The sequence below is a fragment of the Cryobacterium algoritolerans genome (genome assembly GCF_004402785.1).
In the GTDB taxonomy this organism is placed as follows: Bacteria; Actinomycetota; Actinomycetes; order Actinomycetales; family Microbacteriaceae; genus Cryobacterium; species Cryobacterium algoritolerans.
This window is the reverse complement of record NZ_SOFP01000013.1, coordinates 65,457-80,540: the sequence shown is the minus strand read 5'-3', so window position 1 is coordinate 80,540 and position 15,084 is coordinate 65,457. Positions and strand designations below refer to the sequence as shown.

Here is a 15,084-nt window from a genome sequence, read left to right as displayed (position 1 = left end):
GCGGCTCGATCACTACACGGCCCGATCACCGCAGCCGGCGACACCGTCAGACCGGCTGGACGAGGTCCCGGAGCACATCCTGCAGGCCGAGCCCGAACCGGGCGTAGTCCCCGGCGCGCAGCGCCCGCAGCACCGGCCGCACCCGCCCGGCTCGCGCCGCCGGCAACCCGCTGCGCATCCGCTCATGGGCCAGCTTGGCGTCGATCCTCCGCAGGGTCTCCGCCGTCGGCGCCGGCACGAAGGCTCCGGCGCGTTCCCGCAGGTCAACGGCCCGCGCGAGCAGCCGCGCATTCCGCGCCCGGCGGGATGCCGTCAGCCGGCCCAGCCGGCCGGAAGCGTCCAGACTCGACGCGCCGATCTGGTTGCCCGCGTGCTGGCGGTAGTCCACGAGCGCCTCGTCGAGCAGGTCCATCTCCCCGCTGGCGGCGGCGACCATGGCCAGCCACTCATCGTGCACCCACGATGCCGGGAACGGGCGGGCTCGCCCGACGAGCTCGCGGCGCACGACCATGGTCGCGCCCGTGACGACGTTGCGACGCAGCAGCGCGTCGATCCCCCGGCCGCTGCGCACCGCACGACGATCCTCCGCCGACACTCCCAGCGTGTCCAGGAGGTTGGCTCCGAGCGGGAGGCCGTCGGCGCCGACGAGTCGGGCATCCGTGTGCAGCAGTTGCAGGCTCGGCCGGCCCTGGAATGCCGAAACGACCCGGTCCAGCCGATCGGGGTGCCAGACGTCGTCCTGGTCGCTGAGCGCGATGAGGTCGCCCGTGCACGCCGACAGCGCCTGCTCGAAGTTGGCGGTGACCCCCAGCGGCGCCTCGTTGCGGAGAACTCGCAGGCGCACCACCGCTTCCGGGTGTTGCCCCTGCCACGCGCCGAAGACGCGCAGAGCGAGGTCCGCGGAACCGTCGGTCGAACCGTCGTCGGAGACCACGATCTCGGTCGGCCGCAGGGACTGGTCGAGGATGCTGCGGAGCTGCTCTTCGAGGAAGGCCGCCCCGTTGTAGGTGCACAGGGCGACGGAGACGCTCGGGCCCATGATTAGCGCCGTTTCAGACCGACCGACAAGACCCCGAGGAACATCCCGCCCATCACGGTCTGTGCTCCCAGCATCATCAGCAGGGCCGAGGGTATCGCGACCCGGATGGTCGCACCCGCCTCCAGCGCGCCGTAGCCGCCGGCCGCCCAGCCGATCAGCTGCGACAGTGCGATGCCGAGCCCGATCAGAAACAGAACCACGCCGACGATGGCCCCGCTCTCGAGGCTGATCCGCCGCTCGAGCCGTTCGAAGTTGCGGCTGCGCGGAATCCGGAAGCCCTCGTGCTGGGCGTAGATCTTGGTGAGCAGCGCGAAGAGAAAGGCCTGGTAGCCCACCACGGCGAGCGCGGCCAGGTAGATCTGGCTGGAGTAGGTGAACCCCACCTCTCCGACGACGACGGGCCCGAAGGCCAGCAGCACGGTACCGAGGAAACCGATCAGGAAGGCGAGGCTGCCGGGGATCAGGAAGAGCCAGCGCGGGCTGAAGATGAGCAGGAAACGGAGGTGCCGCCATCCGTCACGCCAGCTGCGAAGGTGCGGCGGTCGGCTGCGGCCGTCTTTCTTCAAGGTCGTCGGCACTTCGCTGACCCGGGATCCGCCGAGGGTGGACTTCACGACCATCTCGCTGGCGAACTCCATCCCGGTGGTCTGCAGGTGCAGGGCGAGCATCGACTGCCGGTTGAATCCGCGCAGGCCGCAGTGGAAGTCCTTGATCGGCGAGCGGAACAGCGTGCGGCCGATCCAGGACAGTACGGGGTTGCCGAGGTACTTGTGCAGCGGCGGCATGGCGCCTGGCTCGATGCCGCCGCGGAACCGGTTGCCCATCACGAGTTCGTCGCCGGCGCGGAGACGTTCGACGAATCCGTCGAGGGCGCTGAAGTCGTAGCTGTCGTCGGCGTCGCCCATGATCACATAGCTGCCTCTGGCCGCTTCGATGCCGCCGATCAGCGCGCTGCCGTAGCCCTTCTCCGCCACGGCGACGACGCGCGCGCCGTGCTCCTCGGCGATCTCCTGCGACCCGTCGGTGCTGCCGTTGTCGGCGATCAGCACCTCGCCGGCGATGCCGCTTCGCCGCAGGTAGTCCTGCGCCTTGTCGATGCAGACGGCCAGTGTTTCGGCCTCGTTCAGACAGGGCATCAGGATCGAAAGTTCGAGCGTTTCGGTGAGTGACATGCGTGCAGCGAGTCCCGTCATTGTTGGTGCGGCCCCCTCATCGTACAGAATGTGATTTGTGAACCTTGGACTCGTAGTGTCAACTCTCGGCCGTGTCGAGAGCCTGCGGCGTCTCCTCGAGTCACTTTTAGACCAGCTGACGGCGGATGATCACCTCGTCATCGTCGCCCAGCGAAACCTTGCCGAGGTCGAGGCCCTGGCCGCCTCCCACCGGTCGGCCGGCCTGACCATCACGGTCGTCACCTCCCCGCCCGGGGCTTCCCGCGGCCGCAACGCCGGCGTCGCGGCCCTGCCCGTCGGCCGGGACCTGCTGCTCAATTTCCCGAACGACACGACCTGGTTTCCCTCTCATACCCTGGATCGGCTCCGCAGCCTCCCCGACGGCTTCCGGGCGGGAGCGCTCACCGTCGTCGACGAGAACGGCCCGAAGTTCGTGCTGCCCCCGCCCGGCACCGCCCTGGACCGGCACACCGCGTGGACCGTCATCGAAATGGGCCTCCTCATCCGGCGCAGCCTGTTCGACGAGCTCGGCGGCTTCGACCCGGAGATCGGCACCGGCGCCCCCACGCCGTGGCAGGCCGGCGAAGCGACCGACATGCTGCTGAAACTCCTCCGCGCCGAGCCGTATATCGACTTCGCCTGGCAGCCCGCCGACGTCTTCGTCGGCGGCATCTCCGATCCGAGCGGCCTCACCGTCGCCGAGCGTCGCCGCAAGCTGCGCGGCTACGGCCGCGGGCTCGGCCGGCTGGTGACCCGGTGGCGTTACCCGCTCTGGTGGCGCTTCGCGTTCCTCGGCGGCGGCCTGTTCTTCGGTCTGCGCCACCGCGGCACGAACGCCCTGGCCGACGGCTGGTGGGTTTTTCTCGGTCGGCTCGAGGGGATGCTCGGGCGCACCCTGAACGACCAGCAGTCGTTCACCGCGGTGACCCGGTGACCGCCGACCTGCCCTCCCCGCTGCGACTCCGCCGGGCAACCCTGAGCCTGATCACCCTGCTCGGCGGGATCTCCCTGGCCGTCATCCCCGCGGCCACGGTCGCCATCTCATCCCGGCTGTTCAGCCGCCCGGAGCAGGGCGTCATCGCCGTGGCCGTGATGGTCGCCACCTTCGCCGGCCAACTCACCTTCGCGGTCGTGCTCGAGTCGCGGTTGAGCTCCGCCGCCACGGAACGCCGGGTGGTCTTCCCGGTCTGGCTGGCCGGGCTCGCCCTCGTCGCCGCCCTGGTCATCGCCCTCAACCCGACCAACCCCGTCGTGCTGTGTATCGGACTTCCGCTGTTGATCGCCGCCCTCGAGGTAGGGCGGGGCGTGTCGGTGGCCGAACGTCTCGACGTGCGCGAGATCTGGGCATCTGTCATGGTCGGTCTCGGCGCGCTCGGCGGCGTCGTGGCCGCGTTCACCGGCCAGAACTGGGCGCTGATCCCGCTCGTGGCGGGCATCGCCGCGGCGACGCTCCTCCGCTGCCTGCCGGTGGCGCACAAGGCGAGTCGGCCGGAGCCGGCCGTGATGGGCTGGGTGGTCGCCGACACCGCGATCACCGGAGTGATCTACCCGCTCCTGAACACCATGATCCTGGCTCTGCTCGGCCCGGGCGACGCGGTGCTGTTCACCGCGATCGCCACGGTCTCCGGGCTGCTCGCGATCCCCCTGAACTTCATGCGCCTGCGCCTGTTGAAGGCGCATTCCCAATTGGACATCGCCGTCTCGGCCGGCGCGGTGCTGGCCGCCGTGGTGGTGCTCGTGGTCCTCGAACGCACCGGAGTGCTCGGCTTCATCTTCGGCGGCGTCTGGACGAGTTCGGCGGCCATCCTGCCGCTTGTGCTCGCCTGCTGCTGGCGGGCCGCGTCGCTCCCGACGACCATCCCGTTCGCCGCGCTGCGCCGGATGGGCGAGGTGCGCCTGCTGACCGGGTTGCGCGCGGTCGTGTCGGCAATGGCGTTCGCCCTCGCCGCGGTCGGCCTCTGGCTGCACAGCCTGCCGGCCGTGTTCCTCGGCCTGCTCCTCGCCGAGCTGGCCTCGGCGGTGGTCTACGAACTCGCCCGGCGCCGGCGCGTGCGGGCCGCCGAGCAGCTCGCCGTGGCCGGCCGATGAGCCGGGTTCTGGTCGACCTGCTGTTCTTCACCGGCCGCAAAGGCGGGATGGAGTCGTATGTGCGCGAGGTCTACAGCCGGATCGAACCGGGCGCCGACGGCCTCGAATTCCTCGGCCTCGCGTCGCGTGAGCTGGCCGCCGAACTGGCCGGCGACACCGGCTGGTTCCCCGGCGAAATCGTCGACTCGGGCATCAGCGGCGAGAACCGCATCGCCTGGGCCCGTGGCGAGCTGTTCTGCGTCGCCCGGTTCGCCCGCCGGCTGGGCGCCGACCTGATCCACTGCCCGGCGAACCTCGGCCCGGCCTGGTCGCCGGTTCCGGTCGTGCTCACCGTGCACGACCTGCTGCCGTTCCGGCATCCGGAGTACGTGCCCGGTGCGTATTCGCGGGTGCTGCGCGCGATGATCCGGCTCGCCGCCCGCGGAGCCCGGCGCATCCTCACGGTCAGTGCCGCGTCGCAGGGGGACATCGTGCGATACCTGCGCGTTCCGGAGTCCCGAATCGACGTGGTGCCCCTGGCCGGCCACGGCCCGGGCGCGAGCCCCGCGCCGCTCCCCCGGCTGCCCCGGCAGCTGCTGGCCGTGGGCAACCGGATGCCGCACAAGAACTTCCCGATGCTGCTGGCGGCCCTCGCGCTGGTCCCCGAAGGCACCCGACCGCAGCTGGTCGTCACCGGAAGCCACGGCGATGACCCGCTCGCCCCGGTCGTGGCCACGCTCGGCTTGAAACCGTGGGTGTCCCTGCGCGGCTGGCTGCACCCCGACGAACTCGACCGGCTCTACGCCGAATCGAGCCTGATCGTGTTCCCGACCCTGTTCGAAGGCTTTGGACTACCGGTGTTGGAGGCGATGTCCCGCGGCTGCCCCGTCGTCTGCGCCGACATTCCCGTGCTGCATGAGGTCGCCGGGGACGCGGCCGTCTACGTGTCGCCGCACGACGCCGGCGCCCTCGCGGCCACCATTGGCCGTCTGCTCGACGATCCGGCCGAGCTGGCCCGCAGGTCGAATCTGGGCCGTGACCGGGCCCGCACGTATTCCTGGGCGACGACCGCCCGGGACACCGTGGCGTCGCTTCAGCGGGCCCTGGCCGAGCGGTAGCGGGCCAGGATCTCGTCGACGGAGGCGCTCAGCGCGTTCCGTTCCCGCTCCCGCAGGAACCAGCCCAGGGTGGAGCGCCTCAGAGGCTCCCCGGCCTCAACGGCAGCAACGATGGCGGCGCCGAGCACGTCGGCCTGCACCGACGAGGCGACGAACCCGTTGACGCCGTTCTCGACCAACTCCGCCGCCGCGTTGTCTTCGCCGGCGACGACCACGCTGGGCGTGGCGCATGCCGCCGCCTCGGCGATGACGAGTCCGAAGCCTTCCCGGGCGGACGGGTTGACGAGCACGCTGGCGCCGGCGAAACGCTCGAGCAGTTCTGCCTCGCTCACGCGCCCGGCAAAGTGCACGGCATCGTCCAGTCCGAGCTGCGCGACCCGGTCGCGCACAACGGCGGTTTCCGGGCCGGACCCAACGATGATCGCGCGCAGTCCCGGCAGGGTGCGCCGGGCCACGGCGAGCGCCGCCGGCAGCGCCGCGAGCCGCTTGTCCGCGATGTGCCGCCCGACGAAGAGCACGGTGGGCACTGGCGGAGGGGAGGTGGCGGCATCCGTGGAGTGGCCGACGGGCTCGACCAGGTCGACCAGGTCGACCAGTCCCAGCACGACCGGATCTGCGGCGTGACGGTACCCTCTCACCCGGGCCCGGGTGAACCTGCTGTTGACGGTGTGCAGGTCTCCGACCCGCAGCGCGATGAACTGCAGAACGGATGCCACGGTGCCGACCAGCGCGCCGGAGTAGCGGCGCCACTTGGGCCAGCTCCACACCTCGAGCCAGTCGGTCACCAGGAAGGTGCCGCTCCCCGCCAGGGCCAGCCGCGCTGCGAAGACGTTGAGCACCGGCAGTGCGCTGACGACCGCGAGGTCATAATCGCCGCGGTGTCGCCGGAAGTGAGCGAACAGTGCCCCGGCGAAGGCAAGCGCACTCGCCGGGGTGCGCGTGCCGGAGGCGTCGTAGATGGGGCCACGCCACACCGGCGTGACGGTGAAGCCGGCCTGCGGTGCCTCACCCGGCGCCCACTGGCCCCGGGTGACGTAGTCGACAGTGCAGCCGCGTTCGACGAGCACCTCGGCCATCCGCCGGTACACCCGCTCTCCGCCGCCCGTGTTGATCGGGAACAGGCAGTCGTAGGCGATGGCGACGCGAGGTTTAGGCACGCCGTAGGTTCACATCACCGTTCGACGCCACCACGGCATCAACGATGTTCAAGTATTCCCGGGAACGCGTGCGCCACGACCATCGAGACTCCAGGATTCCTCGACTCATGATCGGAAGCGGATTCCTCAGTGCATCCACAACGCAATTAACCAGGGCTTCGAAGGACGGGTCCGTCACCTCGCGAACGGGGGCCCCATCAGCGAGCAGCGGACGGATCGATGGCACAGGATACGACACGATCTGCGCCCCCGCTGCCGCGGCCTCGAGGAGAGTGACTTGAAATCCCTCGGCCAGTTGGCTCGGATTCACGAGCACCGAGCGGTGCAGGGCGGTCCGAATGGCCTCCACCCCCGCATGGCCGTGGAGCTGCACGGATTCTTCTATCCCCTTCGACTTGATTCTCGCGCGCAATGCGTCTGTGTCCGGCCCGTCGCCCAGCACGTGCACCACGAGATTGTCAAAACCGCGCCGCTGGATCAGCTCGGCTGCGACGTCGACAAACATCTCCCACCCCTTACCGCCGACAATGCGGCCAAGAAACGCAATCCCCTCGGGTGTGTGGTCTCCACCGCTCGGTGGCCAGTCTTCCAGCCTCAGCGCGTTGGGGAAGATCAGAGCGTCGACGCCTGCAAGCCTGGCCACGAACCTGGCAGCGGGGTCCGACACGGCCAGCACCTGAGTTGCCTTGCGAAGTACCGTGCGTCCCATGGTCAGGTCGACGACCCGGGAGAAGAACTGGATCACCTTTGATGGCGACTTCACGAAGCCGGCACCGTGTTCCGTGTGAACCACGGGAATCTTCCGCCGACGCGCAGCGCGCAGTCCCACATAGGACATGGGAAAGAATCGCGTGTGAGTCGAAACGACGGTGATGCCTTCGTCTGCGAGGAGTCTGCTCAACCGTCGGGTTGTCCCCCACGAGGGGAAGGAGATGACGGAGGCAATCGGCAGGTGCAGCCTCAGACGAATGACACGCACACCCTCTTCGAGAGTGTCTGAATCCTCGGTTGCGAGACACACCACGGTGACGGATACGCCGGCGTTCTTGAGCTCATTCGCGAGTTGATGCACATGGCTTTCGAGGCCGCCCAGCCGTGGCGGGTAACTGTTGACGATCATGGCTACGCGAACGGCATCGTGATCCGCGTCTTCAGACACTGCTCTCAACCCGCTCCCTGGTACGACCGATTCTCCCCGGCCCCGAGTCTAACCGGGGATCAGGAGCGCACCGACCTGGGGTCCACAGGGTTAGCATTCTCGGATGGCGTCGAAACTGATCAGGAGTGCGGGACTGGCGACTCTCGGCACCCTTGTCCAGGGACTCGCCCGCTTTGGATACACGATCGTCGTAGGGCGGGCACTCGGCGCAGAGACGCTCGGACAAGTCAGCGGATTGATCGCATTGTCTGTTTTTGTCTCCCTGTTCTGGCCGACGGGCGCCGGCGTCGCCGCCTCCAGGTTCCTTCCGCGAGATGCGTCTGGTCACGCCGGCAAGGCTACATCGCTGCCCTTCCTCCTGCGAGAGTTCCTGGTCTCACTTCCGTTACTGGCTGCCGGAACGGTTATTGCTGCTCTCCTGGTCGTTCCTGACCTCGCGGCGGCGCTGTCAGCGGCGGCGCTCGCCGTTACCTTTTCCGCGTATGCCTTCACCCGCGGCGCGGCGCTGGGGCAGGCTCGCTTTCTGCGGATTGCGATTACGGATGCGGCGACTTCCGCCTTGTCGATTGCCTTGCTGCTTGCCGTGGTTCTGGGCGACCTGTCCTGGGCAACCCTGCTGCCACTCGCGACCGGGTACGCGGTTTTCGCTTGGGTGTGTTGGCCGCGCGGAGGAAGGCCGACACGCCAGACCGACCGAGAAATCACCAAGTTCATTTTCTTCAACTCGCTCGCGCAGCTGGCGACGGGCGGCGCACTTCAGGTCGCCATGGTCGCCGCGAAGGTCTACGACGCTCCCGCGAACGCCGGCCTGTTTGCAGCGGCGTTTTCCCTGGCGACGCCCGCCTCCATGCTGGCCCTGTCGATCAACCAAGTGCTCATTCCACACATCGCCCGCCTCCACACCGTCGGTCGTGAAGAGTCGCACCGTTCGAACCTGCGCATGACGCTGCTGGCAACTGCCGGATTCGGAATCATCTTCGCCCTGCTCATCGCGCTCGCACCGCTCCTCCTGAAGTTGTTCTACGGCCCCGGTTTCGTGGCTGCGGCGCCATTCATGCAGTGGATGCTGGTGGGCGTGTACCTTTACTCCGTGTCTTTGGTTCCTGCGGCGTCGCTTATCGCGACCGGCAGGGACCGTCGGTATGCCGCTGCCGCGGCGATCGGATTTGGCATCACCCTGGTCACTATCGTGTCGCTCGGCCCCATGTTGGGGGCGTGGGCTGCGGTCATAGGCTACGCGTCAGGCACTTTGGTCAGTGCCGCGCTCGTCATTGCGATGGGCATGCGGCGAGTGCGGCACGTTCGCCCGCCGGGGAGAGGGATTCGGCGCCCGGTATGATCGCCACGTGACTCAGACAAGCCTTCCCAGAGTTCGAATGAGGCTTCTGGCGACGATTCTTACCCCCGTACTCGTGCTCGTGGCGCTGCTGAGTTGGTCGTTGGCGTCGCCTCCAGGCGCGAGCCCGGACGACGACTTCCACTTGGCGAGTATCTGGTGCGGAGACGGCATTCGCGCAGGGCTCTGCGAAAGCGGAGTCAACGCGGACTGGCGGATGGTTCCCCAGGCGCTCCGTGACTCGTACTGCTTCGCGTTCAACGGGGATAGGAGCGCGGCATGCCAGACAGAGGCTGTCTCATCTGCGTCCAGCGTGCTCGCCGCGTCGTCGCACGGCAACTGGACGGGTGCTTACCCGCCGGTCTTCTACTCCGTGATGGGAGTCTTCGCCAGCAATAACGTCACGGCCTCCATCGCTCTGATGCGGGCATTCAACGCGTTACTCTTCGTTGGACTTTCGATGACGCTCTATCTGCTTCTTCCCCGGCATAGACGATCCGCGCTCGTGTGGGGATTCGCCGTCACCCTCGTTCCTCTTGGCATGTTCCTGATTCCTTCGACGAATCCGAGCAGTTGGGCGATCATTTCGGCAGGCACGCTTTGGATTGCACTCCTGGGGTACTTCGAGTCTTCCGGCCTCCGAAAACTGGGACTTGGTTCTATCGCAGTGATCGCGACCTTGCTCGGCGCTACCGCTCGTGCGGATGCCGCGATCTATGCAATCGTGGCAATTGTGGCGGTCGTCCTGATCGCAGCGAAACGACAGAAGAACTTCCTTCTGTCGATGTTTCTGCCGGTCTGTCTCGTATTGGTCTCGGCGTTCTTCTTCTTCGCTGCGAGCCAGTCATCTTTTGCCGCCACGGGTCTCCCGTCCGGCGACAAGGCGACGTCGCACCTGAGCTGGCAGTTCCTCGCCTTCACGGACTTCATGAATGTCCCCGCACTGTGGGCGGGCGCGCTGGGCTCAGGGCCGCTTGGTTGGCTTGATACCAATCTCCCCGCGATCGTCGGGGTCATCGGAATTGCCGTTTTCTGTGCGGTGACGTTCACCGGGGTTCGGACGCTTCCCGTTCGAAAAGCGCTTGGCCTGGCAGGAATCCTTGGCGCGCTGTGGCTCATTCCGACCTACGTTCTGGTGCAGTCCAAAGCACTTGTCGGGGTGCAAGTTCAGCCTCGATATATCCTGCCGCTAATGATCCTCTTGGCGGGTGTCGCGCTTGTTCAGTCGAACAGGGGAACGCTTGAATTGAGGCGTGGTCAGACAATAACAATTGTTGGCGCTCTCACCGTCGCGAATTCGGTCGCGCTGCACTTCAATATCCGGCGCTATGTAACGGGGACGGACTTCGCCAGTTTGAACTTGGACGCCGGCGTCGAATGGTGGTGGGCAATTCCCCTCTCGCCGATGACTGTATGGGCTTTGGGGACGTTGTTCTTCGCCGCTGCTCTCGTCGCCCTGTCTCCCGCGATCTGGTCAGCAAGGACCAGCCCGCCCGGTCTCGTTCCTCAGGCTCTTGGGGATGGGGGCACCGTCGGGCTTTCGCGCACGACTGGATGATCAGCCCGGGCAGTCCGCATAGCCATCAGACCGACGACCGCCACGAAGGCAACTGTCGCGAGCACGTAGAGGCAGACGAGTGTGGGCCAGCCGAGAGGCGGCTGCCAGGCGGGGTTCTTCCACATAGCACTGACCGGAACCGTGTTGCCGATCACGTAGCGCTGCATGACGAACACGAACGCCAAAATCCCGAAGGTCCCCACGAGTGAAGCCACGACCCAGGTCACGCGCACGGACATATGAGCGATCCCAGCGGCCTCGGCGCGGGAGAGAAGCCAGCTTGCCACGATAGTGACGCCGAGGTACAGGAAGAGTCCATAACGTCCCTGCCAGATGATTCCCGTCTGCGAGACGCTGTAGCCCTGCACGAGAGCTGGAATCAGCAGCGATGCTGCGACGACCACGGTCAGGGACACGACGCCGCGCCGGCGCACGGCGGTGAAAGCCAGCATCAGAAGAATCGCCGAGGCCGCCACCGCGCTCCAGTACGTCCAGCTGGGAAGGGGCGAGTCAGCCCAACCGAAGATACCCAGAGCCTGCTGAAGGAAATCCGGGGTGGCCCGCACGACATAGGTAAAACCCTGAATGAAAGTCGCTCCGACCATTGGCGCATCGGACTTTTCAGCCTGGCTGGACAGACTCCCTCCGCCGAGCGTCCAGAAGATGGAGAACAGACTGGCTGCGGCAATCACACTGAGCCACCAGTAACTCTTGGCTCTGGTGAAGAGAACGCTGACGGGTCGCCAACCACTCACCACGAAGCACAGTAAGACGACGACCACGAGCCACAGGGGCCCGAGCGCTCGGGCCGTCGTAAGCGCAACCGACGCGAGCGTGACGACGAACCAGAGGTACCACGGAGGGGGTGTGGGCGAGAATGTTGGGCCGCGGTCGTCGAGTGATTCAAGGAGGCGCGGCAGGGCCACCCACAGTGCCACGGCGGAGGCGACCTCAATGCCGTTCGGGTTGACCGATCCGAAGAGATAGACGCACATCGGCATGGCGGCAAACGCCACGCCGAGAGGCATCCACCGCGAACGGCGACCCGCAACAGCAATCTGAAAGGCGAACGCGATGAACATCGAGCCGATCAGGGCACTCGCGATCCGCATGCCGTAGATGCCGGCGCTGCCATCGAGCAAGAGACTGGGCCAACCTACGGCGTAGTAATAGAGGGGATTGTAGGCCCCCACCCATGTGTTGAACCAGGTGGTCCCTGACGGGTCCCCCAGTTCGACACCGCAGTTCGCTGGTGTCTCCGGGTGGAAAGCGAAACACACGATTTGCGGCGAGTACCGGTATTCCTCCGGAAGATCCACGACCAGATGCTTGATGCCGGGAACCTCATGCCCGATGACCTGCCCACGCACCTGGGCGATGGCTTTCGTCGCATGGGCACTCTCATCAGGTACGGAGAATATCGGGCTCGCCAGCGCCCACAGGGCTGCCAATGCGAACACGATCCCGAACGCAAAAGCGAATACCGACCGCTTTCCGATGTCCGAGATCACGACGCTGCGTGAAGTCGCCATGCGACGAGCGCCTGGTCGAGTCCCGGCTGGCCGTTGAGCGCAGAAAGCGCTCGATCATAGGTCCGTCCGTAAATGGAGACGGCAAGTGCAATCGCGTCCTCGGGGATCCCTGCGCGTTTCATACCCACAGTGTTTGCGCCACGTACTCTGGCCGGATTGCCATACGCCTTCGCGAAGGGCGGAAGGTCGCGGGTGACAACCGAACCCATCCCAACCATCACCCCTGCACCAATGTATCTACGCTGGTGGACAATCGCGCCTAGCCCCAGATTCGCGTCAGCACCGACACGCACATGCCCACCGAGGAGGACACCAGCCGCAAGCGTTGACCGTTTCTCAACTGTGCAGTCGTGAGCTACATACGACTGGTTCATCAGGAATACGTCATCTTCGATACGCGTGACACCCTCCCAGCCCTGATGGATCTGCACGTATTCACGAATGGTGTTTCCATTTCCAATCGCGATGCCGTTTCCAGCGCTCAGCTCCAGGGCGTCCTGGGGATGCGCCCAATCTCTGACTTCGGGTGGACCGCCAATCACTGCGCCGATTCCAATCCAATTGTTATCACCAATGGTTACGGGTCCCACAATGACCGCCAATGGCCCGATCACATTCCCAGTTCCTATGGAGACTTCACCGCTGAGCTGCGCGGACGGATGTATTGAGTTCATTACGACCTAACTAAGCTGGATATACGCGACCGGTTGCTGGGACACGATCCGGTAATCCGAAGACTCGCGCTCTGAACACAGTTTCATTGAAATCTAACCCACGAGGCCACATGATTCCCATCACCACCGTCCATTTCGGAAAAGCAGAAGAAGACCTGGTCTTGGAAGTCTTGAGATCTGGATCTATCGCGCAAGGTCCGAAGGTTGCGCAGTTTGAGAATCGCTTCGCGGAACTCTTTGGCGTGTCCCACGCGGTTGCCGTCAACAACGGGACGACTGCATTGGTCGCCGCTCTCCAGGTGCTCGATCTTCAGCCCGGTGATGAAGTAATCACATCACCCTTCACTTTCGTTGCAACGCTGAACGCGATACTTCAGACTGGCGCGACAGCCACTTTCGCCGACATCCATGCTGATGATTTCAATGTCGACTCCGCATCGGTGGCGGCACGGATCACAGATAGAACCAAAGTCCTCCTCCCCGTGCACCTGTACGGGCAGATGGCGGATATGGGCCCCCTTGAGACTCTCGCTGCAGATAATGACTTGCGCATTGTCGAAGACGCAGCTCAGTCGCATGGTGCGACCTACAGAGGTCGCTACGCCGGCAGCTATGGCCTCGGTACTTTCTCGTTTTACGCCACGAAGAACATCACCACGGGTGAAGGCGGAATGATCACCACCAATGACGCTGTCCTTGCCGACCGGCTTCGCGTTCTCCGCAACCAAGGCATGCGTGCTCGTTACGCCTACGAGATGGCCGGCAACAACTATCGGCTGACTGACCTCCAGGCAGCGCTGGGAATACCCCAGTTGGAGCGCTATGCGACGATCGTGAAAGCGCGGCAGCACAATGCGGAACGACTCATCGAGGGCCTCGCAGACATTCCGGGAATCATTACGCCCCGCCAACTTGACCAACGCGAGCACGTGTGGCACCAGTTCACTATCCGCGTTACCGAGGATGCGCACGTCGGACGCGACGAGTTTGTTCAGGGGCTTGCCGAACGTGGCGTGGGCTCCGGCGTTTACTACCCGAAACTCGTCTTTGACTATGACGCCTTCCGATCACACACTCGTGTGAAGCAGAGCGAGGTGCCAGTTGCTGCGCAAATCGTTCGGGAAGTGGTTTCGCTTCCGGTCCACACAGCACTTTCGGATGCTGATATCACCGAGATCGTGTCGGCCGTGCGTGCCGTGGTAGGTGCTTGAAATGACCGCTAGAACACGAGTGGCCTTGGTCGGCGCTGGAAGCATGGGCAGTCACCACGCGAGGGTGATAGCGCAGTCCGATCGCGCCGACCTCACGTATCTCATCGACCCACGCGAGGATGTTGGCCGAGCGGTGGCTGCCCGCTATGACGCAACCTGGCTCCCTGAACTTCCGGAGCTCACTGGGATCGACGCGGTCGTCGTTGCGGCCGCCACGGAAGCCCACTACCCCCTCGCCATGCAAGTGCTCTCTCAGAATCGCCCTCTCCTCATAGAAAAGCCTGTGGCGGACAGCCTCCTGCGCACGCGAGAGATTCTGGACGAAGCGGAAATCCGCAATCTCCCCTTCATGTGCGGTCTTCTCGAGCGGTTCAATCCCGCAGTGGTGACCGCTCGGACTCTCCTCGGTTCCCCTATTCACATAACCTCGACTCGTCACTCACCATACGCGCAGAGGATAAAGACGGGTGTGGCGTGGGACTTGCTTGTTCACGACGTCGACCTAGCGATCTTGCTCATGAACACCGACCCCGTGCACGTCGATGCCCGGTTGGGGTTCTTCAATTCAAGTTCAGAACCTGGAGCTGAAGATGTCGCCGAGACACTCCTTGAATTCGAGGGAGGCGGGATTGCTCAGATTTCCGCGAGCCGGTTGGGCCAGCGAAAGATCCGTCAGCTTTCCATCTACGAGGACGATAGGCTCATTGAGCTCGACCTTCTCCGGCGCGATATCACCGTCTATCATCATATTTCTGAGAACTCGGCGGATGGAGAGGGCCGCGGCTACAAACAACAGACAGTGATTGAAATTCCCGAACTGGCCACGAGTCAGGAACCCCTCACCGCACAGTTCGAGCATTTCTTGGCCCTTGTGGCTGGAACGGCAGATGCGGCCGTTGAACGCGAGTCCATCCTCCCGCCGCACCGCGTGATCGAAGAGGTCATTTCGCGGCGTCCGGACTCGCATCTGGCTACCGCTGCAGCACACTGATGACCCGGTGATAGCGGGGCCTTCACCACGCTGGAAGCGAACTGAGGTGCACTTCTCGTCGCGCCCGCCG

Annotated in this window: 13 protein-coding genes; 7 read left to right on the top strand and 6 right to left on the bottom strand. The window is 65.2% G+C overall.

What is annotated here, in order from left to right:
• Positions 1-46: 46 nt before the first annotated feature.
• Together E3O19_RS03505 and E3O19_RS03500 are read right to left on the bottom strand one after the other, a co-directional pair.
• Positions 47-1,039 carry a glycosyltransferase family 2 protein gene (locus tag E3O19_RS03505; RefSeq protein WP_134565280.1) on the bottom strand — a complete coding sequence of 331 codons (993 nt, stop codon included), beginning with the start codon at positions 1,037-1,039 and terminating at the stop codon, positions 47-49.
• 2 nt (positions 1,040-1,041) lie between these two features.
• The gene (locus tag E3O19_RS03500; RefSeq protein ID WP_241981166.1) at positions 1,042-2,211 is read right to left on the bottom strand and encodes a glycosyltransferase family 2 protein; all 1,170 of its coding nucleotides are present in this window, start codon (positions 2,209-2,211) and stop codon (positions 1,042-1,044) included.
• 58 nt (positions 2,212-2,269) lie between these two features.
• Between E3O19_RS03500 and E3O19_RS03495 the strand changes: the two genes are divergently transcribed.
• Genes E3O19_RS03495 through E3O19_RS03485 form a run of 3 tightly spaced genes read left to right on the top strand, consistent with a single transcriptional unit; the run spans position 2,270 to position 5,396 of the window.
• Positions 2,270-3,145: a glycosyltransferase family 2 protein gene (locus E3O19_RS03495; protein ID WP_134565277.1), complete on the top strand. Its 876-nt coding sequence runs from the start codon at positions 2,270-2,272 to the stop codon at positions 3,143-3,145.
• Positions 3,142-4,299: a hypothetical protein gene (locus tag E3O19_RS03490; protein ID WP_134565275.1), complete on the top strand. Its 1,158-nt coding sequence runs from the start codon at positions 3,142-3,144 to the stop codon at positions 4,297-4,299. The genes E3O19_RS03495 and E3O19_RS03490 overlap by 4 nt, the downstream gene beginning before the upstream one ends.
• Entirely contained in the window at positions 4,296-5,396 is a 1,101-nt protein-coding gene (locus E3O19_RS03485; RefSeq protein WP_134565273.1) for a glycosyltransferase family 4 protein, read from the top strand. The genes E3O19_RS03490 and E3O19_RS03485 overlap by 4 nt, the downstream gene beginning before the upstream one ends.
• Here the strand turns inward: E3O19_RS03485 and E3O19_RS03480 are convergent.
• Both E3O19_RS03480 and E3O19_RS03475 read right to left on the bottom strand, forming a co-directional pair.
• The gene (locus tag E3O19_RS03480) at positions 5,372-6,553 is read right to left on the bottom strand and encodes a glycosyltransferase family 4 protein (protein ID WP_134565271.1); all 1,182 of its coding nucleotides are present in this window, start codon (positions 6,551-6,553) and stop codon (positions 5,372-5,374) included. The genes E3O19_RS03485 and E3O19_RS03480 overlap by 25 nt on opposite strands.
• Complete coding sequence (locus E3O19_RS03475; RefSeq protein ID WP_241981170.1) at positions 6,546-7,673, bottom strand: glycosyltransferase family 4 protein; 1,128 nt, start codon at positions 7,671-7,673, stop codon at positions 6,546-6,548. The genes E3O19_RS03480 and E3O19_RS03475 overlap by 8 nt, the downstream gene beginning before the upstream one ends.
• A gap of 142 nt (positions 7,674-7,815) precedes the next feature.
• On the opposite strand from E3O19_RS03475, the gene E3O19_RS03470 reads away from it, so the two are divergent.
• Together E3O19_RS03470 and E3O19_RS03465 are read left to right on the top strand one after the other, a co-directional pair.
• The gene (locus E3O19_RS03470; RefSeq protein WP_134565269.1) at positions 7,816-9,051 is read left to right on the top strand and encodes a lipopolysaccharide biosynthesis protein; all 1,236 of its coding nucleotides are present in this window, start codon (positions 7,816-7,818) and stop codon (positions 9,049-9,051) included.
• A 7-nt stretch (positions 9,052-9,058) separates the two neighbouring features.
• Positions 9,059-10,606 carry a DUF2142 domain-containing protein gene (locus tag E3O19_RS03465; RefSeq protein ID WP_134565268.1) on the top strand — a complete coding sequence of 516 codons (1,548 nt, stop codon included), beginning with the start codon at positions 9,059-9,061 and terminating at the stop codon, positions 10,604-10,606.
• On the opposite strand, the gene E3O19_RS03460 is transcribed toward E3O19_RS03465, so the two are convergent.
• Both E3O19_RS03460 and E3O19_RS03455 read right to left on the bottom strand, forming a co-directional pair.
• The gene (locus tag E3O19_RS03460) at positions 10,555-12,117 is read right to left on the bottom strand and encodes a DUF2142 domain-containing protein (protein WP_166804442.1); all 1,563 of its coding nucleotides are present in this window, start codon (positions 12,115-12,117) and stop codon (positions 10,555-10,557) included. The two genes, E3O19_RS03465 and E3O19_RS03460, sit on opposite strands and share 52 nt — an antisense overlap.
• Positions 12,114-12,812 (bottom strand): LbetaH domain-containing protein, encoded by a 699-nt coding sequence (locus E3O19_RS03455; protein WP_134565266.1) that lies wholly within the window; start codon positions 12,810-12,812, stop codon positions 12,114-12,116. Before E3O19_RS03455 ends, E3O19_RS03460 begins: the two co-directional genes overlap by 4 nt.
• 110 nt (positions 12,813-12,922) lie before the next feature.
• Here E3O19_RS03455 and E3O19_RS03450 point away from each other — a divergent pair, with 110 nt between their 5' ends.
• A complete protein-coding gene (locus E3O19_RS03450; RefSeq protein WP_134565265.1) occupies positions 12,923-14,023 on the top strand; it encodes a DegT/DnrJ/EryC1/StrS family aminotransferase in 1,101 nt (366 codons plus the stop codon).
• 1 nt (position 14,024) lies between these two features.
• A complete protein-coding gene (locus tag E3O19_RS03445; RefSeq protein ID WP_134565264.1) occupies positions 14,025-15,014 on the top strand; it encodes a Gfo/Idh/MocA family protein in 990 nt (329 codons plus the stop codon).
• The last annotated feature ends 70 nt before the right edge of the window (positions 15,015-15,084 follow it).

Excerpts from the sequence above, each read along its gene's own strand:
- E3O19_RS03470 (WP_134565269.1), top strand. The coding sequence starts at position 7,816 with ATGGCGTCGAAACTGATCAGGAGTGCGGGACTGGCGACTCTCGGCACC.
- E3O19_RS03475 (WP_241981170.1), bottom strand. The coding sequence starts at position 7,673 with ATGATCGTCAACAGTTACCCGCCACGGCTGGGCGGCCTCGAAAGCCAT.
- E3O19_RS03505 (WP_134565280.1), bottom strand. The coding sequence starts at position 1,039 with ATGGGCCCGAGCGTCTCCGTCGCCCTGTGCACCTACAACGGGGCGGCC.
- E3O19_RS03455 (WP_134565266.1), bottom strand. The coding sequence starts at position 12,812 with ATGAACTCAATACATCCGTCCGCGCAGCTCAGCGGTGAAGTCTCCATA.
- E3O19_RS03500 (WP_241981166.1), bottom strand. The coding sequence starts at position 2,211 with ATGTCACTCACCGAAACGCTCGAACTTTCGATCCTGATGCCCTGTCTG.
- E3O19_RS03485 (WP_134565273.1), top strand. The coding sequence starts at position 4,296 with ATGAGCCGGGTTCTGGTCGACCTGCTGTTCTTCACCGGCCGCAAAGGC.
- E3O19_RS03445 (WP_134565264.1), top strand. The coding sequence starts at position 14,025 with ATGACCGCTAGAACACGAGTGGCCTTGGTCGGCGCTGGAAGCATGGGC.
- E3O19_RS03450 (WP_134565265.1), top strand. The coding sequence starts at position 12,923 with ATGATTCCCATCACCACCGTCCATTTCGGAAAAGCAGAAGAAGACCTG.